Origin of the sequence: Streptomyces sp. NPDC090442, from assembly GCF_044769405.1 — a bacterium.
Taxonomy (GTDB): Bacteria; Actinomycetota; Actinomycetes; order Streptomycetales; family Streptomycetaceae; genus Streptomyces.
Genome location: NZ_JBIVXW010000273.1, coordinates 1 through 1,254 on the forward strand (window position 1 = coordinate 1; position 1,254 = coordinate 1,254).

At 66.5% G+C, this 1,254-nt stretch carries 1 protein-coding gene; it reads left to right on the top strand.

Translation table 11 applies throughout. From position 1 onward, the window contains the following. A partial coding sequence (locus tag ACIQU6_RS45000; RefSeq protein WP_403488568.1) for an ISAzo13 family transposase occupies positions 1–1,146 on the top strand: 1,146 nt, incomplete at its 5' end. Positions 1,147–1,254: the final 108 nt, after the last annotated feature.

Here is a 1,254-nt window from a genome sequence, read left to right on the forward strand (position 1 = left end):
GCCGCCGGGGATCCGGTGGTCAGCGTGGACACGAAGAAGAAGGAACTGGTCGGCCCCTACAAGAACACCGGAATCGAGTGGCAACGCGCAGGCGAACCGGTCGCCACCCATGACTTCCCCGACAAGGAACTGGGCAAGGCGATTCCCTACGGTGTCTATGACCTGGGCGCCAACAGCGGCTGGGTCAACGTCGGAACGGACCACGACACGGCCGCGTTCGCGGTGGAGTCGATCCGTCGCTGGTGGCACGGTGCCGGACATGCCGCCTATCCGGGCGCGCGACGACTGCTGATCACCGCGGACGCGGGTGGCTCCAACGGCTACCGCACCCGTGCCTGGAAGGCCGAACTCGCCGCCCTCGCGGTGGAGACGGGCCTGGATGTCACCGTGTGTCACTTTCCTCCTGGCACTTCGAAATGGAACAAGGTCGAACACCGGTTGTTCTCGCACATCACGATGAACTGGCGTGGCTGCCCGTTGACCAGCCACGAAGTCATCGTGAACAGCATCGCCGCAACCCGCACACGCACCGGGCTGACCGTCCACGCCGAACTCGACACCAACACCTACCCAACCGGCGTGACCGTCGGCGACCGGCAGATGGATGCCTTGCCGCTGGACCGGCACACCTGGCACGGCGACTGGAACTACACCCTCCGCCCCGAGACATACGCCGAGATCAGCGAAGCCCCGGACCCCTTCGACCAGCCCAGCCCCGACCTCGCCTGGCTGCGGCATCCGACGTTCACCGGGCTCACCACAGCCGAATGGGACACCCTGATCGCCCAGCTCCTGACCCTCCACGACACCCAGCGAGAGGGCCAACTCAACAAGCGGCGCGGACACCGGCCCCGCATCAAGGGCGACGGCACCACCGGCCGCCGCCCTGTCCTCACCCTCGCCGACCGCCTCCTGGCCGTCCTGCTCCACCAGCGGCTCGGCCTCCCGCAGGTCGCCGTCGCTCGACTCTTCGGCGTTACACCCTTCACCATCAACCGGCGCATTCGCGACGTCCGCCAGCTCCTCCAGGCCGCCGACCGCACCATCGAGGCCGCCGAACCCCAACTCGCCAACCTGGACGCGCTCTTCGAGCTTGCCTCAATCCAGCGCACGGCCTTCCCGACCGAGATCAAGACTGCGAGTTAATCCTCTGCAAGCCCTAGCGCATGATCGACTAGAGTCCTGGTTTCGTGCCGCAAGATCACATAGTTGGTGACAGCTTCCCCGAGCGGGTCCGGATGGGCCTGCTGACGC